Source organism: Mycobacterium noviomagense (genome assembly GCF_010731635.1).
In the GTDB taxonomy this organism is placed as follows: Bacteria; Actinomycetota; Actinomycetes; order Mycobacteriales; family Mycobacteriaceae; genus Mycobacterium; species Mycobacterium noviomagense.
In genome coordinates this window covers 433496-453394 of sequence record NZ_AP022583.1, presented here as the reverse complement: position 1 = coordinate 453394, position 19899 = coordinate 433496, and the positions used below count along the sequence as shown (strand labels likewise).

The following is a 19899-nucleotide window of genomic DNA, read 5'->3' as shown; positions in this document are numbered from 1 at the left end:
CCGCAACCACACCACCCACACCCCACCACCAAAAACACAAATTTAAATAGAGTTACGGCGGTCCATAGCGGCAGGGAAACGCCCGGACCCATCCCGAACCCGGAAGCTAAGCCTGCCAGCGCCGATGATACTACCCACCCCGGGTGGAAAAGTAGGACACCGCCGAACACACAAAAAGCACCCCCCACAAGGGGGTGCTTTTTCATTAATCAATCAAATAGCGTCATATTCGTCGACATACCCCGTCTTTCTAATTCCAGCAATGCCCGCTTACGGTCGAGTCCGCCGCCGTATCCGGTAAGCCCGCCGCTGCTGCCTATTACTCTGTGGCAGGGGACAATAATGGCGATAGGGTTTCGTCCATTGGCCAATCCCACGGCGCGGGCGGCGCCCGGCGCACCGATTTGTTCGGCGATTTCTCCGTATGACCTGGTTTCCCCATAAGGAATTGTCAGCAGCGCCTCCCATACTCGCCGCTGGAATTGCGAGCCCCGTAAATCGAGCTGCAAGTCAAAAGCGGTGCGCTGGCCCGCGAAGTACGCCTGTAGCTGCTCGACGGCGTTCGGAAATGCCCGATCATCAACCACCCAATCAGCGCGACTGGGCTCGTAGGTCTGATCGACCATCCGCAAATGAGTCAGCACCGATCCCTGGCCGGCCAATGTCAGCGGACCTGTCGGACTATCGATGGTGCGGTAACGGATCATGCGGTCTCCTGTGCCGGCCAGTGGTTCACTGGGTGGTCGAGCGCGGTCCACAGGTGCTGTGTGGCGTAGGAACGCCACGGTCGCCAACGTTGGCTTCGCGCGGTTAGTGCCCGTGGGTCCACAGGCAAGCCGAGCTGTTTGGCTGCCAGGCGTAGACCAAGGTCCCCGACAGGGAAGGCGTCCGGATCGCCCAGACCACGCATGGCAATCACTTCTGCGCTCCAAGGCCCAATCCCGGGCAGTGCCAGCAACTGCTGGCGCGCACGTTCCCAGTCGCAGCCGACATCCAGGACGACGCTGCCGTCGGCCAGCCCGCTGATAAGCGCGGCCAACGTCCGCCGCCGTGCCTTCGGGACCGCCACATGGACAGGGTCGACTTCGGCGAGCTGCTCGATGGACGGAAACGTATGCGTCAGCGCGCCGTGTGCGTCGTAGACCGGCAGCCCGTAGGCTGCGACCAACCTGCCCGCGTGGGTGCGTGCCGCCTTGGTCGATACCTGTTGGCCCAGCACCACACGCACCGCCAGCTCAGCCTCGTCCACAGTGCGCGCAATCCGCTGGCCGGGTGCCTTGGCCACCAGAGACCCCAAGCTGGAATCACCCTCCAGCGCTTCGATTACGGCTTCGGGGTCGGCATCGAGGTCCAAAAGCCGTCGGCAGCGGGCGATCGCGGTTGCCATGTCGCGGAAGTCGTCGAGAAGCAGCAGGCAACGGACATGGTCTGGCGCAGGCTTTAGGCTCGCGATGCCGTTGCCGTTCGGCAACCGCAGTGTGCGTCGGTATGCGCCGTCGCGGATCTCCTCGCAACCGGGCACCGCGCTGGCTGCCAGATGGCCGAACACACCCTCATAGGCGAACGGAGTCCGGACGGCCAGGCGCAGCGACAGGGTGCCGGGAAAGGCAACCTCGCAACCACGCCGGGTCCGTACCCGGGTACGCAACTGCGTCGGGGTGGTGCCACAGAGCGTGCGGATCGTGTCGTTGAACTGGCGGATGCTGGAAAACCCAGCGGCGAAGGCGACGTCACTCAGCGGCAGTGCTGTTGTCTCGATGAGCACCCGGGCGGTCTGTGTCCGTTGCGCCCGAGCTAGTGCGAGCGGGCCGGCACCGACTTCAGCCTGCAGCAGCCGCTCCAGTTGGCGACTGGTGTAGCCGACCCGGCGAGCGAGCCCGCCGACACCGTCGCGGTCCACGGTGCCGTCGGCGATCAGGCGCATGGTGCGGGCAACGACGTCGCCGCGCACGTTCCATTCCGGAGAACCGGGGGAGGCGTCAGGGCGGCACCTTTTGCAAGCCCGGAAACCGTCGCGTTGCGCGGCCGCCGCGGTGGGATAGAACCGCACGTTTGCGGCGAACGGTGTACGGGCGGGGCAGCTGGGCCGGCAATAGATCCCGGTGGTCAGTACCGCAGTGACAAACCAACCGTCAAACCGGGCGTCCCTGGATTGAACGGCGCGGTAGCAGCGGTCGAAGTCGTCATGCACGCTTGAAACAATTACACCTGGCCACCGACATCACTGGCGGAAATGCGACATCGTCGTCGGAGCGGACTTCAGGTCGCTTCCCGGCGCCTCTACCCGGGCACGGCCACCTGAATTGGTTCATCGTGGCCGCGCAGCGTCACCGTGTCACCCAAGCACCAATGGGCACGCTCGTTTTCGCTCGCCGCATCCACCGTCTCCGACGACGCCATCAACCGGCCGGGCTCAGACTTAGCCAGTTCGCACAGTCGGGCCGCTTCGTTGACGGGTTGGCCGATCACGGTGTACTCAAACCGTTCCTTCGCGCCGACATTGCCAGCGACGACCTCTCCCGCCGCGACCCCGATTCCGGCCTGGAACTCCGGCACCTCGCGCTCCAACCGGTCGGCGATGGCCCGTGCGGCCGCGAGCGCCTCGTCCTCCGGACGCTCTAGCCGGTTTGGCGCGCCGAAAACGGCCAGCACTGCGTCGCCCTCGAATTTGTTCACCAGACCACGGTGACGGTCCACTTCGTCGACGATGACCGCGAAGAAGCGGTTGAGCAGTTGGACGATCTCGGTGGCCGGGCGTTTGGTAACCAACTGCGTCGAGCCGGCGATATCGACGAAAACCACTGCGACGTGGCGCTCTTCGCCGCCGAGCTTCGGCCGTTCTTGCTCGGCAGCTGCCGCGACCTCGCGCCCGACGTGGCGTCCGAAAAGGTCACGCAGGCGTTCTCGTTCGCGCAAACCGTGGACCATCGCGTTGAAACCACTTTGCAGTTCACCGAGTTCCGTGCCGTCGAACACGATCAGGTTGCAATCCAAATCGCCCTGCTCGACACGCCTAAGCGCCGCGCGCACCACCCTGACCGGTGTCGCGATCAGCCACGACAGAATCCACATCAGGATGAATCCGAATATCAGGGTTGCGCCGGCCAGGATCACCACCGCCACCCCGAACTGGGTCTCGTTCAGGTTCCTCAGCGACAGCGCGAAGATCGCGGTCAGCGCGATGCCCACAACGGGCACACCCGAAGCCAACATCCACACCACCATGGTCCGGCCCATGATCCCCGGAGCGAGCCTTCGCGGCGGGCGTCCGGCCTCCAGCGCCTGGGCCGCCACCGGGCGCAGCGCGAACTCCGCGAGCATGTAGCAGCCGGTCGCGACCAAAACGCCGCAAAAGCTCGTTGAGAACAGGACCTGCGGGATGAACCAGCTGTTGACAAGGCCGTACAGGGTGGTGCACAACGCCGCCCCGAATCCCCACAGGATGAGGGTGACCAGCGCGAGCCGCCACGGCGCCAGGAAGGTGTTGCGTTGATCGTCGCGGTTGGGCCGGCGTTCCTCGATTGCCCACCGCAGCGCATTCACCGTTCGCCGGGTAATCCAGAAAATCCCGATCACCAGAGCGATCACGATGTAGGCCGGTGCGACCCCGAACGTGAGCCACGCCGGTGCATCGCTGAAGACGCTGGGTACCGGGAAAGCCACCACCAGCAGCAGGAGGTCGACACCGATACCGATTAGGTTCACCGCCAAAATCAAGACGGTGAGAATGATCTGGATCCGGACGCGCCGTCGGCGCTGACTCTCCGAAACCCGGCCCAGCAGCCACGAGCCGTACTCCGGGGTTTCCGGTAGCCGGCCGCTCTGCCGGGTCAGTCTCTCCAGCAGACGGCCCAGGCGTTGCGCCACCGTTTGCTTGGCCATCATGGTGGCGTCAGCCTAATTTGTCGGGCGTCATGACTCTAAGGTGACTCAGGTGCGCCTCGTGATCGCTCAATGCACCGTTGACTATCTGGGCCGGCTCACCGCGCATTTGCCGTCCGCGCGCAGGTTGCTGCTGTTCAAAGCCGATGGATCGGTCAGTGTGCACGCCGACGACCGGGCCTACAAGCCGCTCAACTGGATGAGCCCGCCGTGCTGGGTCACCGAGGAACTTGACGGGCCGTATCCGGTGTGGGTGGTGCAGAACAAGGCGGGCGAGCAGCTGCGCATCACCGTCGAAGACGTCGAACACGACTCCAGCCACGAGCTGGGCATCGACCCGGGGCTGGTCAAAGACGGCGTGGAAGCCCACCTGCAGGCATTGCTGGCGGAGCATGTCGAACTGCTGGGCCCCGGATACACGCTGATCCGCCGCGAGTACATGACCGCGATCGGGCCGGTGGACCTGTTGTGCCGAGACGAGCAAGGCCGCGCGGTCGCCGTCGAGATCAAACGCCGAGGCGAAATCGACGGTGTCGAACAGTTGACCCGCTATCTGGAACTACTCAACCGCGACAGTGTGCTGGCGCCGGTCAGTGGAGTGCTGGCTGCCCAACAGATCAAGCCGCAGGCGCGAACTTTAGCGATCGACCGCGGGATTCGTTGCGTCACTTTGGATTACGACAAGATGCGCGGGCTGAACAGTAACGAATACCGGCTCTTTTGAGCTCGCTCATACACTGGCCACATGGCTCGGCGTCGCACGCCGCCACGTCGGCAGCCGCTCGTGCAGTCGTTGCCGGTGCCGCGGCGGCTCGAAACCGGACCGGACGGCTACGAATACGAGGTGCGCCCGGTCACGGCAGCCCGGGCTGTCAAGACGTACCGGTGCCCTGGCTGCGATCATGAAATCCGTTCTGGCACAGCGCATGTAGTGGTATGGCCCGCTGATTCGCCGCAGGCTGGTGTCGACGATCGGCGCCACTGGCACACGTCATGCTGGACCAACCGCGCAACACGCGGCCCGACCCGTAAGTGGTCGTAGCGACCGATGCGGCCGGCGGCCCGAGGAGGAGCCGGGCAATCAGGCTAGGTGCGTTATGCCGCTGATTCGGCGGCCGGCTCGACCAACTCGATCAGCACGCCGCCGGCGTCTTTGGGGTGGATGAAGTTGATCCGAGAGTTTGCCGTGCCGCGCCGGGGAGCGTCGTATAGCAGCCGAACACCTTGATCGCGCAGCCGCTCGGTGAGCGTGTCAAGGTCACTGACCCGGTACGCGAGCTGCTGGATGCCGGGCCCGCGCTTGTCCAGGAACTTCGCGATCACCGACGACTCATCGATGGGGGCCATGAGCTGCACCTGCGCGCTACCCACAGGGGCGCCGCGCACCGACAACATGGCCTCGCGGATCCCCTGGTCGTCGTTGACCTCCTCGTGCAGCACGATCATGCCGAGGTGGTCGTGGTACCACGCGATCGCTTCGTCGAGGTCAGGCACAGCGATCCCGACGTGGTCAACCGCTGTCACCAGCGCAGTGGCCAAGGTTCGACGGACGTCAGCGTGATCGGTGGTCATAACGCCACGGTAACCTGATGAGAACGATTGCGCCTCTCCGATCGGCTAAATCGGCCGTCAACACCCCCCTGGAGGTACTCATGACGACGTCGGTCATCGTTGCTGGAGCCCGGACACCCATCGGGAAATTGATGGGCTCGCTGCGGGACTTTTCGGCTAGCCACCTCGGTGCCATCGCGATCGCGGGGGCCCTGGAGACGGCAAAGGTCCCGGCGTCGCTGGTGCAGTACGTGATCATGGGTCAGGTGCTGACCGCCGGCGCCGGTCAGCTGCCGGCCCGTCAAGCGGCGGTGGCGGCCGGCATCGGCTGGGACGTCCCGGCGATGACCATCAACAAGATGTGTTTGTCCGGACTGGACGCGATCGCCCTCGCTGACCAGCTGATTCGTGCTGGCGAGTTCGATGTGGTGGTAGCCGGCGGTCAGGAATCCATGACGCAGGCACCGCATCTGCTGGTGGGTAGCCGGGCCGGCTACAAGTACGGCGACGTGACGGTTTTGGACCACATGGCTTACGACGGCCTGCACGACGTGTTCACCGACCAGCCGATGGGAGCGCTGACCGAGCAGCGCAACCAGACGGACAAGTTCACCCGACGCGAGCAGGACGAGTTCGCTGCGCGGTCGCATCAGAAGGCGGCTGCGGCCTGGAAGGACGGCGTCTTCGCCGACGAAGTGGTGCCGGTCAGCATCCCGCAGCGCAAAGGTGATCCACTGCAGTTCAGCGAGGACGAGGGCATCCGCGCCAACACCACCGCCGATTCGCTGGCCGCCCTCAAGCCGGCATTCCGCCCGGATGGCACCATCACCGCCGGCTCGTCGTCGCAGATTTCTGATGGTGCGGCCGCAGTCGTCGTGATGAGCAAAGAGAAGGCGATCGAGCTTGGACTGACCTGGCTCGCCGAGATCGGTGCGCATGGTGTGGTGGCCGGGCCGGATTCCACACTGCAAACACAGCCCGCCAACGCGGTCAAGAAGGCCGTTGCCCGAGAAGGCATTTCCGTCGACGACCTCGATGTCGTGGAGATCAACGAAGCGTTCGCCGCGGTGGCCCTGGCCTCAACCAAAGAGCTCGGCATCGATCCAGACATCGTCAACGTCAACGGCGGTGCGATTGCTATCGGGCATCCGATCGGCATGTCGGGAGCCCGCATCACGCTGCATGTGGCGCTCGAGTTGGCGCGTCGCGGCTCCGGATACGGGGTTGCGGCGCTCTGCGGCGCGGGCGGCCAAGGAGACGCGCTGATCCTGCGGGCGGGCTAGCCGACGCCGTCATCGTCGCGGAGGGTTGCTGGATCGATGCTGGCCCGCACTATGGCCGCGTGATGTGATTTTCGTCATATCTGCTGATGAGAGTGCCCGTCGGCGCACCTATGGGCCGTGCTGCGCGGCGAAGAGCGCGGTCGCAACCGGGTGGACTGGCACCCGAAGCGGCGTGACAAACTTGGTGACGTGACGCGTTCCCGTCCTCCGATTGGGCCCGCCATGGCCGGTGCAGTCGATTTGTCCGGCCTCAAGCAGCGAGCCCAGCAAGATTCCCCGGCCGGTGGCGATGCAGCGCCGGCGCAGCAGGTGGGCACTGAGATCACCGAGGCCAACTTCGAAGAGCAAGTGCTGATCCGGTCCAATCAGGTGCCGGTCGTCGTGCTGCTGTGGTCGCCGCGCAGCGACGTCTGCCTTCAGTTGGCCGACACCTTCGCGGACTTGGCCGCCGCTGACAACGGCAAGTGGTCGTTGGCGACAGTCAACGTCGACGCCGTGCCCAGAGTGGCCCAGATCTTTGGCGTGCAGGTGGTTCCGACTGTGGTGGCGTTGGCTGCCGGACAACCACTGTCGAGTTTCCAGGGGATGCAGCCGGCCGATCAGCTGCGCCGCTGGCTGGACTCGCTGCTATCGGCGACCGTCGGCAAGCTCAGCGGCGCAACGGCTTCCGGTGAACCCGAGCAGGTCGACCCCGCATTAGCGCAGGCGCGCGAGCAGCTGGAGGCCGGCGACTTCGCCGCCGCGCGCAACTCGTATCAGGCCCTCCTGGGTGCCAACCCGAACCACGCCGAAGCCAAAGGCGCGATACGCCAGATCGACTTCCTGCTGCGCGCTACCGAACGGCGCCCCGATGCCGTGGCCGTCGCCGACGCCGCCCCAGACGACATCGAGGCTGCGTTTGCAGCCGCAGACGTGCAGATCCTCAACCAAGACGTCAACGCCGCGTTCGACCGGCTGATCGCGCTGGTCAAGCGAACCTCCGGTGACGAGCGCACCAAAGTACGCACCCGGCTGATCGAGCTGTTCGAGCTGTTCGACCCCGCCGACCCCGACGTCATCGCGGCCCGGCGCAACCTCGCCAACGCGCTGTACTGAGCACTGCGCTACATCGCCTCCGCTAAGCAGGCTCCAGCCACAGCGCCGACGTCGGTGGCAGCACCAACACCGCCGACGCCGGGCGGCCATGCCAGGGGTCGTCGGTAGCGTCAACGCCGCCCATGTTGCCGATCCCGCTGCCGTTGTAATCGGTCGCGTCGGTGTTGAGCACCTCGCGCCACCGGCCGGCGGACGGCAGCCCGAGCCGGTAGCCGCTGTGCTCAGTTCCGGCGAAGTTGAATACGCAGGCCATCACCGAGCCGTCGCTTCCGTACCGCAGGAAACTCAATACGTTGTTGGCCGAATCGTTGGCGTCGATCCAGGAATACCCCTCCGGCGTGGTGTCCTGACTCCACAGCGCTGGGTGGCTGCGATAGATCTCGTTGATGTCGTGCACGAAACGCAGGATGCCGTTGGAAAAGCTGTTCTCTTCCAGCTGGAACCAGTCCACGCCGCGTTGCTCGGACCATTCGGCGCGCTGGCCGAACTCCTGACCCATGAACAGCAGCTGCTTCCCCGGATGCGCCCACTGGTAGGCCAACAGACAGCGCACGCCGGCGGCCTTCACGTGATCATTGCCCGGCATCCGGCCCCACAGGGTGCCCTTTCCGTGCACCACCTCGTCGTGGCTGATCGGCAGCACGAAGTTCTCGCTGAACGCGTAAAGCATCGAGAACGTCATCTCGTGGTGGTGGTAGCTCCGATAAATCGGGTCACGGCTCATGTAGTGCAGGGTGTCGTGCATCCAGCCCATGTTCCACTTCATCGAAAAGCCCAGTCCGCCAACGCTGGTCGGCCGCGAAACCCCTGGCCATGAGGTCGACTCCTCGGCGACCGTCACGATGCCCGGCGCGACCTTGTGAGCGGTGGCGTTCATCTCCTGCAGAAACTGCACCGCTTCCAGGTTCTCGCGCCCGCCGTAGAGGTTCGGTGTCCAGCCGCCCTGCGGGCGTGAGTAGTCGAGGTAGAGCATGGAGGCGACGGCATCCACACGTAAACCGTCGACGTGGAACTCCTGGAGCCAGTACAGCGCATTGGCTACCAGGAAATTGCGCACCTCGGGCCGGCCGAAGTCGAAAACGTAGGTGCCCCAGTCCAGCTGCTCTCCGCGTTTGGGATCGGAATGCTCGTACAACGGTGTGCCGTCGAAGCGGCCCAGTGCCCACGCGTCTTTCGGGAAGTGGGCCGGCACCCAGTCGACGATGACCCCGATGCCGGCCTGGTGCAGCGTGTCGACAAGAGCACGGAAATCGTCGGGTGTGCCGAACCGCGACGTCGGCGCGTAGTAGGAGGTGACCTGGTATCCCCAGGACCCGGCGAACGGGTGTTCGGCGACGGGCAGCATCTCGACATGGGTAAAGCCATGCGCGACAACGTAATCCGTTAACTCCCGGGCAAGGTCGCGATAGCTGAGGCCCGGCCGCCACGAGCCCAGGTGCACTTCGTACGTGCTCATAGGCTCGAACACTGGATTGCGCTGTGCCCGCCGAGTCATCCAGTCGGCGTCACGCCACGTGTAGTTGCTCGTCGTCACCCGCGAGGCGGTCTGCGGCGGCACCTCGGTGGCGAACGCGAACGGGTCGGCCCGATCGGTGACCACACCATCGGCGCCGTGCACCCGGAACTTGTACAGCCCGTCGGTCGGGAAGTCGGGCCAAAACAGTTCCCACACGCCCGAGGAGCCGAGCACGCGCATCGGGGCGTCGTTGCCGTTCCAGTGATTGAATTCGCCGATCAGGCTGACGCCCTTGGCGTTGGGCGCCCACACAGCGAATGACACACCCTCGACGACGCCGTCCGCGGTGGTGAAAGAACGCGGATGCGCGCCCAGCACCTCCCAAAGTCGTTCGTGGCGGCCTTCGGCGAACAGGTGCAGGTCGACTTCGCCCAGAGTGGGCAAGAAACGGTAACCGTCGGCCACGGTATGGACGTCGGGCGCCTCACCGCCACCCTGATAGCTCACCTCGAGGCGGTAGTCGATGAGGTTGACGAACGGCAGCGCAACCGCGAACAAGCCATAGTCGATGTGCTGCAGCGGGTATCGCCGACCGCCGACCAGCGCGACAACCTCGACCGCGTGCGGCCGAAACGCCCGGATAACGGTGTGATCGCCGTACTCGTGGGCACCCAGGATGCTATGGGGATTATGGTGTTCGCCTGCCGCCAGCCGAGACAGGTCGCTCGACTCGGGAGCCAAATGCAGTGCGGCGATTTGGTCGCTTCGTGTCATTAGAGCCTCACCTCCGGCGCAGCAGCGTCATTCGTGATGCCTCGGGAATGAGCGGCATGTTGATGATGTGAGCCACCGACCTGGCAGGGTCGATCCGGACGTAGTTGGCTGCTCCCCATTGGTATTCCTCGCCGGTGATCTCGTCTCGCACCCAAAACCGTTCATAGGGCTCCATACCCAGCGCGGGCATGTCTAACCACAACGTCGCCTCCTCAGGCCCAAACGCATTCAGCGTCACCACCACCAACACGCAGTCACCGGTGGTCGGGTCGAACTTGCTGTAGGCCAGCAACGCGTCGTTGTCGACGCTATGGAAGTGAATAGTGCGCAGTTCGCGCAGCGCCGGATGCAGTCGACGAATCTCATTGAGCCGCTTGATGAACGGCTCCAGCGATCGGCCCTCGGCCAGCGCGCCCGCGAAATCGCGGGGTCGTAACTCGTATTTCTCCGAGTCCAGGTATTCCTCGCTGCCTTCACGCACCGCGCGATGCTCGAAAAGCTCGTAGCCGGAGTACACGCCCCAGGACGGACCCATGGTCGCCGCAAGCACCGCGCGGATGGCGAACATGCCAGGCCCGTTGTGCTGCAGGACGGCATGCAGGATGTCGGGGGTGTTGACGAACAGGTTAGGCCGGCGGAAGTCGGCGAATTCGGCGATCTCATTGCCGAACTCGGTGAGCTCCCACTTGGACGTGCGCCACGTGAAATAGGTGTAGGACTGGGTGAAGCCGAGCTTCGCGAGTCCGTATTGGCGGGCCGGCGGAGTGAAGGCCTCCGATAAAAACAGCACGTCGGGATCGAGTGCCTTGACCTGACCGATCAACCACGCCCAGAAGTCCGGGGGCTTGGTGTGCGGGTTGTCGACCCGGAACACCTTGACGCCGTGGTCCATCCAGTGGCGCACGACACGCAGGACTTCGTCGTAGAGGCCGGCGGGGTCGTTGTCGAAGTTGATCGGATAGATGTCTTGGTATTTCTTCGGCGGGTTCTCCGCGTAGGCGATGCTGCCGTCCGGCAGAACCGTGAACCATTCCGGGTGTTCTTTGGCCCAGGGATGATCTGGTGCACACTGCAGCGCCAGATCCAGCGCGACCTCAAGCCCCAACTCGCGGGCCGCCGCCACAAAGTCGTCGAAGTCGTCGATGGTGCCCAGCAGCGGATGCACCGCATCGTGGCCGCCCTCGTCGCTGCCGATCGCCCACGGCGATCCGACATCACCGGGCGCGGCGGTGGCGGTGTTGTTGCGACCCTTGCGGTGGACCTTGCCGATGGGGTGGATCGGCGGCAGGTACACCACGTCGAACCCCATGTTCGCGATGCGCGGCAGTGCTGCGGCCGCGGTGGCAAAGGTTCCGTGCACCGGCTTCCCGTCGGCGTCCCACCCGCCCGTCGAGCGCGGAAACATCTCGTACCACGCGCTGAAGCGGGCCAGCGGGCGGTCGACCCAGATCCCGTACTGCTCGCCGCGGGTGACCAGCTCACGCAGCGGGTAGCGTCGCAGCAGCTCTTCGATCTGCGGGCTTAGCGCCAGCGCGGCACGCGTCAGCGGATCGCCGGGCGCGCGCAGGGCCTTCGCCGCCGTTAGCAACGGTTCACGTTCGCTGCGCGGCACGCCGGTGGCGGCGCGGTCAAACAGCCGCGCGCCCACCAACAGATCGTTGGACAGTTCTGTCTCACCCTGACCGGCGTCGAGTTTGGCTACGACGTTGTGTCGCCAGGTATGGAGCGGGTCGCCCCAACCGTCCACGCGAAACGTCCACAACCCGACGCGGTCAGGGGTGAACTGGCCGTGGAAAACGAATGGCTCTTCGCCCATCGTCATCGGAACCAGCAGCGGCTTGACCCGCGCATGCGCCGACGCTCCGGATGCTACGGCGGCCCCGGTCGTTACCGCCTCGGTGACCTGAACCGCCTTGAGCCGCCGCATTTCGGTCACTTGCGGGTAGCGCGGGCCGAGATATCGCACCACCAGGGTTGCCGCGACCGCTTCGTGTCCCTCTCGCCAGACCGCCGCCCGGACTGGGATCACCTCACCGACGACAGCTTTTGCGGGATACCTCCCGCACGAAACGACGGGCTGGACGTCATCGATCTCGACCCGACCGGGCACGCCACTCCATCCTGTTTGTATCCGTAGCCGCTTATTTCTTTGGCGCGGTCAAGCCGCGGTGTTGGGGAGGCTCTGTGCGCCCAATACCCACCGTAATGTCCGGCCACACGCGGGGCGCGCTAGCGGTCGCTCTGGCGAGCTCCGCCCACGCCGGCCCTCGGTGCCGGTATCGATTCCGCCGCTGCTGGTCAGCGGCCTAAACCGGCTCTCGAATGCGCAATGGCGTCACGGCCGCTCAGTAGGACTAACTATTACCGCGAGCTTGTTGCCCCCGCGCCGTGGAAGCAGCCGGACGACGCAGCACACCCAGCGCCGCCGCCCTCGCGCGTCGGGCAGGCGATGCGCAGGATCGAAACCGGGCCTATTAAGTGCTGACCGGACAGGCTATTGGGGCGGGGGAGGCGCGACCGGTTGGCATGCGTTGGCTCCGGGGTTCCACCAGTTGCCGGGTCCGCAGTCGGGCGGTGGTGGTGGTGCGACGGGTTGGCATGCGTTGGCTCCGGGGTTCCACCAGTTGCCGGGTCCGCAGTCGGGCGGTGGTGGTGCTCCGAGGGGTTGGCATGCGTTGGCTCCAGGATTCCACCAGTTGCCCGGTCCGCAGTCAGGCGGCTGGGCCGAGCTCGCGCCGGTTGACACCGCGGCGACGTACAACATCGGCGCCAACGCCACCCCGACGATGCTCGCCACACGGCCAATCAAGTTATTCATCAAAGCCCTCCCGTCGGAAGCGTTCAAGCACTCAGTTTGACCCGACCCCGCGCACCTGCGGGGCGTATCGGACCAAAGTCGATCAGATTGGTCCCCATAGCTGACTTCCTCGGTGTAAAAATCGCTGTTGCCGCCGGCGCTGCATCGCCGATTGCGAGACGCATCGGTCTGTCGGTTCGGTTGCGACGCCGCAACTGCATTTAGGTAGTTTGGACTCAGCCGATACCGTCCGCGCAGTCGCGCGCCGGTTCAGAACGTGGGGCCTGCACGCTCCGATGGGAGGGCTTCGATGAGCAGCTTTATCGGTCGCGTGGTGAGCGTCGTCGCGCTGGCATTAGCGCCCATGACGTACGTGACGGCGGTATCGGTTGGGATCAGCCCGGCGGATCCCCCCGCTTGCGGTGCCGGCTCCTGGTGGGACCCGGGTACCAATGCGTGCCAGCCTCTAGGACCGCCACCGCCACCCCCGGAGTGCGGGCGCGGCGAGTGGTTCAACCACGTAACCAATGAGTGCCAGCCCGTGAGCCCGTCGTTCCGCGGCTACGGTTTCCACACGTCAACGGCGGCAATCGGATCACCCTCGCGGGCGTCGTAGTTGCCGGCGGTTCTGCGGTCACGGCCAGCCTGATCGTACGTTTGTTTGCTTCCGAAACTGCTTCTGCCAGCGCCTATGTCAACGCGCGCGGCTGATCACTGGTCAGTAAGGTACTAACGCGTGAAAGCCCTTCGCCGGTTTACCGTCCGCGCTCACCTTCCAGAGCGCCTCGCCGCGTTGGAACAACTGTCGACGAACCTGCGCTGGTCGTGGGAAAAGCCGACGCAGGATCTGTTCTGGGCGATCGACCCCGGGTTATGGGTGCAGTGCGGCCGTGACCCGGTGGCCTTGCTGGGGGCGGTCAGCCCGGCACGGCTCGACGAGCTGGCGGCCGATGACGGCTTTGTCGCGCGGCTCGACGAGCTGGCAGCGGATCTGAACGACTATCTGACCCGCCCGCTGTGGTACCAGCAGCAACAGAGCGAGGGCATCGCCATGCCCACCGGTATCGCGTACTTCTCGATGGAGTTCGGTGTCGCCGAGGTGCTGCCGAATTACTCCGGCGGCCTTGGCATCCTCGCCGGCGACCATCTCAAGTCCGCCTCGGACCTCGGGGTGCCGCTGATCGCGGTGGGCCTGTACTACCGCTCCGGGTATTTCCGTCAGTCTCTGACAGCGGACGGCTGGCAGCAGGAGACGTACCCGTCGCTGGACCCGCAGGGCTTGCCGTTGCGGCTGCTTACCGACGACGGCGGCAACCCAGCCCTGATCGAACTCGCCCTGCCCGACGCCGCCCAGCTGCGAGCCCGGATCTGGGTCGCGCAGGTCGGCCGGGTTCCGTTGTTGCTGCTGGACGCCGACGTCCCGGAAAACGAGCACCAGCTGCGGGGCGTCACCGACCGTCTGTACGGCGGCGATCAGGAACACCGCATCAGACAAGAGATCCTCGCCGGTATTGGCGGGGTGCGGGCGATTCGCGCGTACACCGCCATCGAAGGGCTGTCCGCGCCCGAGGTGTTTCACATGAACGAGGGCCACGCCGGCTTCCTCGGAGTGGAACGCATCCGCGAACTGATGACCGATTCGGGCCTGGATTTCGATACCGCGCTCACTGTCGTGCGCTCCAGCACGGTGTTCACCACGCATACCCCGGTGTCCGCCGGCATCGACCGATTTCCGCTGGACATGGTACGTCGCTACTTCGGTGACGAGCCCGATGACCCCGATGGCAAACCCAGTCGCAAACGCGGCGACGTCCTGCTGCCAGGTGTGCCGATCGACCGCGTCATCGAGCTGGGCGCCGAGGACGACCCGGCTACTTTCAACATGGCCCACATGGGCCTGCGGTTGGCGCAACGAGCCAACGGCGTCTCGCAGTTGCACGGCCGGGTGAGTCGGGTCATGTTCAACGAACTATGGCGCGGGTTCGACCCCGACGAAGTGCCGATCGGATCGATCACCAACGGGGTGCATGCGCCCACCTGGGCAGCACCGCAGTGGGTGGAGCTGGCCCGCGAGCTGGCTGGCTCCGACTCGTTGACCGAGCCCGCGACGTGGCGACGACTGCAACACATCGATCCGGCGCAGCTGTGGTCGATCCGCTGCCAACTGCGAGCGCTGCTCGTCGAGGACGTCCGGGCGCGGCTGCGCCGCTCGTGTTTGGAACGCGGCGCGTCGGATGCCCAACTCGGCTGGATTTCGACCGCATTCGATCCCGAGGTGCTCACCATCGGATTCGCCCGCCGTGTCCCGACCTACAAGCGGCTGACCCTGATGCTCCGCGACCCTGATCGCCTGCAACAGCTGCTCCTCGACGAGGAAAAGCCGATCCAGCTCATCGTCGCCGGCAAGTCACATCCTGCCGACGACGGCGGCAAGGCGCTGATCCAGCAGGTGGTGCGGTTCGCCGACCGGCCGGAGCTGCGGCACCGCATAGCTTTTCTGCCCGACTACGACATGTCGATGGCTCGGCGGTTGTATTGGGGTTGCGACGTTTGGCTGAACAATCCGCTGCGCCCGCTGGAGGCGTGTGGCACGTCGGGGATGAAGAGCGCACTTAACGGCGGATTGAACGTCTCGATCCGCGATGGCTGGTGGGACGAGTGGTACGACGGCGAAAACGGTTGGGAGATCCCGTCTTCCGATGGTGTGGCTGAGGCCAGCCATCGCGACGACTTGGAGGCCAGCGCGCTTTACGACCTGCTGCAACAGTCGGTGGTGCCGAAGTTCTACGAGCGTGATGAGCGCGGGGTGCCACCGCGTTGGATTGAGATGGTGCGGCACACGTTGCAAACACTCGGTCCGAAGGTCCTTGCCTCGCGCATGGTGCGCGACTATGTCGAGCAGTACTACCTCCCGGCGGCGCAGTCCCTGCGACGGACGGTCGGCACCGAGGGCGATGGTGCTCCGTTCGATGCGGCCCGTGATCTGGCCGGCTACCGCAGGCGGGCATTCCAGGCGTGGCCGAAAATCCGCGTCAGCGACGTCGACAGCACCGGGCTGCCCGATACGCCGGTCCTGGGCTCCAAGCTGACGCTGACCGCGACCGTGCAGTTGGCCGGGCTGCGTCCCGACGAGGTGACGGTGCAAGCGCTGCTGGGCAGGGTCGACGCCGACGACACCCTGCGAGACCCCGTCACGATTGAGATGTCGCACACCGGAACCGTCGGCGCCGGGAACGAGATTTTCTCGACGACGACGCCGTTGCCGGTGGCCGGGGCCGTCGGATATACCGTGCGGGTGTTGCCCAACCACCCGCTGCTGGCAGCCGCCAACGAGCTTGGATTGGTCACGCTGGCTTAGCAGGGGGCGACGCGAATACTGCAGGCACGCTTAGGCATTGGCGGGCTGCTTCATGCTGATTCCTGCGACTGGATGATGTCAGAACGAGTCAAAGTTCTGGGCGGCGACCGCCATGCCGTGACCGGTCCCGTCGTTGATGAATCGGGCCCAGCCCCCACTGACCACTATCGTCCAGCCGTTGAGGTGATAAGTCTGGCCAGTGGAGAGCTGCTGTGCGCCCGGAAATGAGCCGATATCAGCGGGATTTCGATTCACTATGCCCGCGGTGTTGACTGCAACGGCGGGGGCGGGGTCGGTACAGGAATAAGCGTTGGTAATTACCTGTCCGGGAACGCACGTCTGGCAAGTGACCTGTTCCGCGGTGACTTGACAACTCGTCCCCCAGGAAGTCTTGAGGTACGAAGACCCGGCCGTCGACGCCGAAGGCGGTGCCAGTGACGGGTTTTGACCGGACGGCGGTGCGGGTCGCATGGTTGGGGCCGACGGAGCCGGTTTGGGTTGCGCTACTGCGTGCTGGGATCGCTGCGCCTGCTTCAGGAGGACATAGCCGGTGACGGCGACCAGGCCGACCAACGCCGCGATGGCCACCCAAGTTGCGGTTATCCGGGCAGCGTGGCTGCGGGGCTGCGGTGTCGCTGAGATCGGCTCAGCCGGTCGCTGATGAGCCGGTGCCGGTGTCTCCGGAATGTTTTTGTGCCATTGTTGGCCATCCCAATACATCAGGCCGGGCTTGCCGCTGGGATCCGGGTACCAGTCGGGAGCCGGCGGTTGGGTCGTCATCTTCTTCCTCGCAAGATGTGCAGGGTCGGGAGTGCCGCGATGGCGCGGGTTGGTCACTGGCGCCGGTTTGTCGAAGTCATCGCAACGTTGACCGAAACGGCTTGGAGAATCCTTGGCGAGCCACTTGAGGAGGCCGGAATAGCGAACAGGCGGTAAGGAAGTTCGAGATCCACCGGCGGACCTCCTCCCTCACCCACCCTGGCGGAAATCCTACCGACCGCACACGCCGCCCACCGCCGATTCACCAACCAGGTGGCCAGCTGGCCCACCACGTTGTCGTTTGCGGTCAGGGGCAATCGCCCTTCAGCGTTAGAGTCACTGTGCAACAAAGGCTTTCGCCAGCCTCAGAACGCGGTTGTTGCCGGCATCGACGACGTAGAGATTGCCCCGAGCGTCGACCGCAACACCGCGCGGATTGTTGAGACCGGTGAACGGAAGAACGGACATGGTGGTGACTTTGGTGGCGGGATCTGTTTTCAGTTTGAGCACTCGGTTGTTGCCGCTGTCGGTGACGTAGACGCCACCGGGATCCACCGCCACCCCTTGCGGATTGTTGAGGCCGGTAAACGACAGCACGCTCTCGGTGGCGTTCGAGCTTGACGGCAGTTGCATTACCCGGTTGTTGCCGGTATCGGCGATCCAGACGTTGCGATTGCCGTCCACCGCAATGCCGTCGGGTTGGTTGAGTCCGCTGAAGGCGAGTACCTCCGGCCCGTTCATGCCGCTCTTCCAGTGCAGCACCCTGTTGTTGCCACTGTCGACGACATAGAAGTCCTGGCCCCCGTTCATGACCACACCGCGGGGCATCTTGAGGCCGCTGAAGGGTCCCATCCACTCGGTGCCGGAGGTGGCCTGCCAGGGCGGAGAAGGGGCGGCGCGGGGGGTGTGTGCCCACATCACCCGATTGTTGTTGGCGTCGGTGACGTAGACGTCGCCGGCGGCGTCGACCGCCACCCCGGCGGGATCGTCGAGGCGAGTGAGTGGCAGCACGCTCTGGGCGCCCGAATTGGTGGCCAGCTTCACCACCCGATTGTTAGCGCTGTCGGTGACGTAAACAGCGCCGGCGGGGTCAACTGCCACAGCGTCGGGCCCGTTCAGACCGGCGAAGGGTAAAACCGCTATCGGCTCTGCAGGCGGTGCTGATTGCGAAGGTTGTCCCGAAGTCGGCTGTCCGGCCTTTGTCGTAGCCGCAGTGGTTTTGGTTGCGGTGTCCGGATTAGTGGTGTGGTGGGACCCGCAGGCAGCCGTCGTCGCACCCATCACGATGAGCGCGACGACGCCGCTGACACCTTTCAAATGACGCGCGCAACGAAAGCTCATCGCTGCACCTTATGCTGTCCCGCGATTAAGCACACGGCGTCAACACCACGCTGGTTGCCCAGGAAATCTGGCAGCGAAGCGCGTGGGTAGAGCGCCGGGTACGCGGCTGCCTTTGTCCTGACCCCAGCGACAATCAAGGCCGGTGCGAAAGATGTTGCGCGCGTAGAATGCTGGGCAGCGAGCAGCACGGACGGTGTCCCTCTGCAACTTTGGCATGACCCGTAACAACAACCGACCATCGTCATCACGAGCACCCCAATTGTCCATTACTCGAGTTCTTTGGACGAGCTGGTGCGATGATTACCCTCATCATCGATCGCCGGAAATGGTGAGGGGATGTGATGGTCAAGCATGTCGCTGTGTTCAACCGCTAAATAGCCGTGAATGGCTGCGACGCAGTGGTATTCCCCACGGAAAGCATCACCGACGCAGGCGCCTAGGCGCTGACGCTGCCTATGGGTGGCCGCGCTGTCGGGCCGGTCGAAGTATCGGCGCACACCAGCAGCACCTACTCGAACAGCCCTTCCCGGGGAATGAAGGCTCTGCCCCCATGCCGTGCCGTGCACGAATCCGCCAAGAATTTTCCAAGCCGGTAGCCGGAGGATTTGGGTGACCGGTGTCAACCACCCGTGACGGCGACCAATCAACGCCGACATGGCATCTTCTGACCCCGGTTTTGTCCGGAGAAAGACACAAAACATGACCACATCCACCCAGCCCGGCTGGTACGACGACCCACAGAACTCGAGCGCACAGCGCTACTGGGACGGCCAGAACTGGACACCGCACCGTCAGCGAAAGAACACGACTCCGCCGGAACGCTATTCCGGTGGCGCGGCGGAGCCGCCCCCGCCGCAGATGCCAACCCCGCGGATGCCACCCCCGCAGATGCCGCCTCCAGCGTCCCCGCCGCAGATGCCGCCTCCGCTTCCTCCGCCGGCGTTCCCTCAGATGCCACCCCCGCCGCCCGGGCCTGCCGGGGGGCCGAGCCCCTGGGATCAGGTGCGGCCGTATCTGAACAAGGCGCGAGATGATGGTCGGCGGTTTTGGTCTCGCCAGCCTCGGCAACGAAAGATCATCTTCGCCGTAGCGGGCGCGGTCGTCGCTGTCGCCGCCATAGCCCTTTCAGTTACTGGCGGGCCGCCCGGTACCTCCGGGGGCGGAGGCTCCCGAGTTGACACGTCCTCGCAGTCCTATCAGATGGGCCTGAAAAGCGGGACGGACGGCCCAGCCGAGATGGCAGCCTTCGGATACGACGCAATCAGCGGCGGCCAACCGGGTTCAGGTCAGCTTCTGGAGAAGCGCGGGCCCGTGTCCCACCAGGAGGCCTGCGAAGAGGCGTACGACACGGACAACAGCCCGTACTCCCGGCCCGAAAATGGGCTAAACAAGACGGACTACATCGCGGGCTGCCTCTATGGCCTCGACCACAACGCCAACTCACAGCCGACGGCCCCTCGGACAGTCACTCCTCCGACACACAAATAAGGCTCACCGAACCGGATGCCCGGTTGCCACATCAGCAATTCCCCAGACTCATCGATGCCGGTCAGCGACAATGAGCCATCGGCCGGGGCGCAACAACCCGCACCGAGTGGAGATG

14 protein-coding genes, 1 rRNA gene and 2 pseudogenes are annotated in these 19899 nt (G+C 64.9%); 7 read left to right on the top strand and 10 right to left on the bottom strand.

Features of this window, described 5'->3' with window-relative positions:
• Nucleotides 1–53: 53 nt before the first annotated feature.
• Nucleotides 54–168 (top strand): 5S ribosomal RNA (rrf, locus tag G6N15_RS01845).
• Nucleotides 169–209: 41 nt separating this feature from the next.
• Here the strand turns inward: rrf and G6N15_RS01840 are convergent.
• The 3 genes from G6N15_RS01840 to G6N15_RS01830 form a co-directional block, all read right to left on the bottom strand.
• Nucleotides 210–707, bottom strand: a complete 498-nt coding sequence (locus tag G6N15_RS01840) for a methylated-DNA--[protein]-cysteine S-methyltransferase (RefSeq protein WP_083089392.1) — start codon at nucleotides 705–707, stop codon at nucleotides 210–212.
• Nucleotides 704–2191 carry a DNA-3-methyladenine glycosylase 2 family protein gene (locus G6N15_RS01835; RefSeq protein WP_083089390.1) on the bottom strand — a complete coding sequence of 496 codons (1488 nt, stop codon included), beginning with the start codon at nucleotides 2189–2191 and terminating at the stop codon, nucleotides 704–706. The genes G6N15_RS01840 and G6N15_RS01835 overlap by 4 nt, the downstream gene beginning before the upstream one ends.
• Nucleotides 2192–2280: 89 nt before the next feature.
• On the bottom strand, nucleotides 2281–3885 hold the full coding sequence (locus G6N15_RS01830) for an adenylate/guanylate cyclase domain-containing protein (RefSeq protein ID WP_083089388.1): 1605 nt from the start codon (nucleotides 3883–3885) through the stop codon (nucleotides 2281–2283).
• Between the two features lie 49 nt (nucleotides 3886–3934).
• Between G6N15_RS01830 and nucS the strand changes: the two genes are divergently transcribed.
• Both nucS and G6N15_RS01820 read left to right on the top strand, forming a co-directional pair.
• Complete coding sequence (gene nucS, locus G6N15_RS01825) at nucleotides 3935–4606, top strand: endonuclease NucS (protein WP_083089403.1); 672 nt, start codon at nucleotides 3935–3937, stop codon at nucleotides 4604–4606.
• A gap of 21 nt (nucleotides 4607–4627) precedes the next feature.
• Nucleotides 4628–4924, top strand: a complete 297-nt coding sequence (locus tag G6N15_RS01820) for a hypothetical protein (RefSeq protein ID WP_083089386.1) — start codon at nucleotides 4628–4630, stop codon at nucleotides 4922–4924.
• A gap of 53 nt (nucleotides 4925–4977) precedes the next feature.
• Here G6N15_RS01820 and mce read toward each other — a convergent pair whose 3' ends face one another.
• Entirely contained in the window at nucleotides 4978–5454 is a 477-nt protein-coding gene (gene mce / locus G6N15_RS01815; protein WP_083089384.1) for a methylmalonyl-CoA epimerase, read from the bottom strand.
• 80 nt (nucleotides 5455–5534) lie between these two features.
• On the opposite strand from mce, the gene G6N15_RS01810 reads away from it, so the two are divergent.
• Together G6N15_RS01810 and G6N15_RS01805 are read left to right on the top strand one after the other, a co-directional pair.
• A complete protein-coding gene (locus G6N15_RS01810; RefSeq protein ID WP_083089383.1) occupies nucleotides 5535–6716 on the top strand; it encodes an acetyl-CoA C-acetyltransferase in 1182 nt (393 codons plus the stop codon).
• A 189-nt stretch (nucleotides 6717–6905) separates the two neighbouring features.
• Entirely contained in the window at nucleotides 6906–7811 is a 906-nt protein-coding gene (locus tag G6N15_RS01805) for a tetratricopeptide repeat protein (RefSeq protein WP_083089400.1), read from the top strand.
• Between the two features lie 22 nt (nucleotides 7812–7833).
• On the opposite strand, the gene glgB is transcribed toward G6N15_RS01805, so the two are convergent.
• Together glgB and G6N15_RS01795 are read right to left on the bottom strand one after the other, a co-directional pair.
• Nucleotides 7834–10041 (bottom strand): 1,4-alpha-glucan branching protein GlgB, encoded by a 2208-nt coding sequence (gene glgB / locus G6N15_RS01800; RefSeq protein ID WP_083089381.1) that lies wholly within the window; start codon nucleotides 10039–10041, stop codon nucleotides 7834–7836.
• Nucleotides 10042–10048: 7 nt separating this feature from the next.
• Nucleotides 10049–12151 (bottom strand): alpha-1,4-glucan--maltose-1-phosphate maltosyltransferase, encoded by a 2103-nt coding sequence (locus G6N15_RS01795; RefSeq protein WP_083089380.1) that lies wholly within the window; start codon nucleotides 12149–12151, stop codon nucleotides 10049–10051.
• 1423 nt (nucleotides 12152–13574) lie between these two features.
• Here G6N15_RS01795 and glgP point away from each other — a divergent pair.
• On the top strand, nucleotides 13575–16196 hold the full coding sequence (glgP, locus tag G6N15_RS01790; RefSeq protein WP_083089379.1) for an alpha-glucan family phosphorylase: 2622 nt from the start codon (nucleotides 13575–13577) through the stop codon (nucleotides 16194–16196).
• Between the two features lie 78 nt (nucleotides 16197–16274).
• Here glgP and G6N15_RS01785 read toward each other — a convergent pair whose 3' ends face one another.
• The 4 genes and pseudogenes from G6N15_RS01785 to G6N15_RS23705 form a co-directional block, all read right to left on the bottom strand.
• The gene (locus G6N15_RS01785; protein WP_083089398.1) at nucleotides 16275–16976 is read right to left on the bottom strand and encodes a DUF2510 domain-containing protein; all 702 of its coding nucleotides are present in this window, start codon (nucleotides 16974–16976) and stop codon (nucleotides 16275–16277) included.
• A 315-nt stretch (nucleotides 16977–17291) separates the two neighbouring features.
• Nucleotides 17292–17696 carry a hypothetical protein gene (locus G6N15_RS23710; RefSeq protein WP_456299210.1) on the bottom strand — a complete coding sequence of 135 codons (405 nt, stop codon included), beginning with the start codon at nucleotides 17694–17696 and terminating at the stop codon, nucleotides 17292–17294.
• Between the two features lie 24 nt (nucleotides 17697–17720).
• A pseudogene (locus G6N15_RS23910) lies at nucleotides 17721–17783 on the bottom strand (hypothetical protein); the annotation flags it as partial.
• A gap of 87 nt (nucleotides 17784–17870) precedes the next feature.
• Nucleotides 17871–18092 (bottom strand): annotated as a pseudogene (locus G6N15_RS23705) (serine/threonine protein kinase); the annotation flags it as partial.
• Between the two features lie 858 nt (nucleotides 18093–18950).
• Between G6N15_RS23705 and G6N15_RS23700 the strand changes: the two are divergent.
• Nucleotides 18951–19784: a DUF2510 domain-containing protein gene (locus G6N15_RS23700; RefSeq protein WP_083089375.1), complete on the top strand. Its 834-nt coding sequence runs from the start codon at nucleotides 18951–18953 to the stop codon at nucleotides 19782–19784.
• Nucleotides 19785–19899 lie beyond the last annotated feature (115 nt).

Bases quoted from the DNA above. Each gene is read 5' to 3' on its own strand.
- G6N15_RS01820 (WP_083089386.1), top strand. From the start codon at position 4,628: ATGGCTCGGCGTCGCACGCCGCCACGTCGGCAGCCGCTCGTGCAGTCG.
- G6N15_RS23700 (WP_083089375.1), top strand. From the start codon at position 18,951: ATGGCATCTTCTGACCCCGGTTTTGTCCGGAGAAAGACACAAAACATG.
- mce (WP_083089384.1), bottom strand. From the start codon at position 5,454: ATGACCACCGATCACGCTGACGTCCGTCGAACCTTGGCCACTGCGCTG.
- G6N15_RS01810 (WP_083089383.1), top strand. From the start codon at position 5,535: ATGACGACGTCGGTCATCGTTGCTGGAGCCCGGACACCCATCGGGAAA.
- G6N15_RS23710 (WP_456299210.1), bottom strand. From the start codon at position 17,696: ATGAACGGGCCGGAGGTACTCGCCTTCAGCGGACTCAACCAACCCGAC.
- glgB (WP_083089381.1), bottom strand. From the start codon at position 10,041: ATGACACGAAGCGACCAAATCGCCGCACTGCATTTGGCTCCCGAGTCG.
- G6N15_RS01785 (WP_083089398.1), bottom strand. From the start codon at position 16,976: ATGACGACCCAACCGCCGGCTCCCGACTGGTACCCGGATCCCAGCGGC.
- G6N15_RS01840 (WP_083089392.1), bottom strand. From the start codon at position 707: ATGATCCGTTACCGCACCATCGATAGTCCGACAGGTCCGCTGACATTG.
- G6N15_RS01830 (WP_083089388.1), bottom strand. From the start codon at position 3,885: ATGATGGCCAAGCAAACGGTGGCGCAACGCCTGGGCCGTCTGCTGGAG.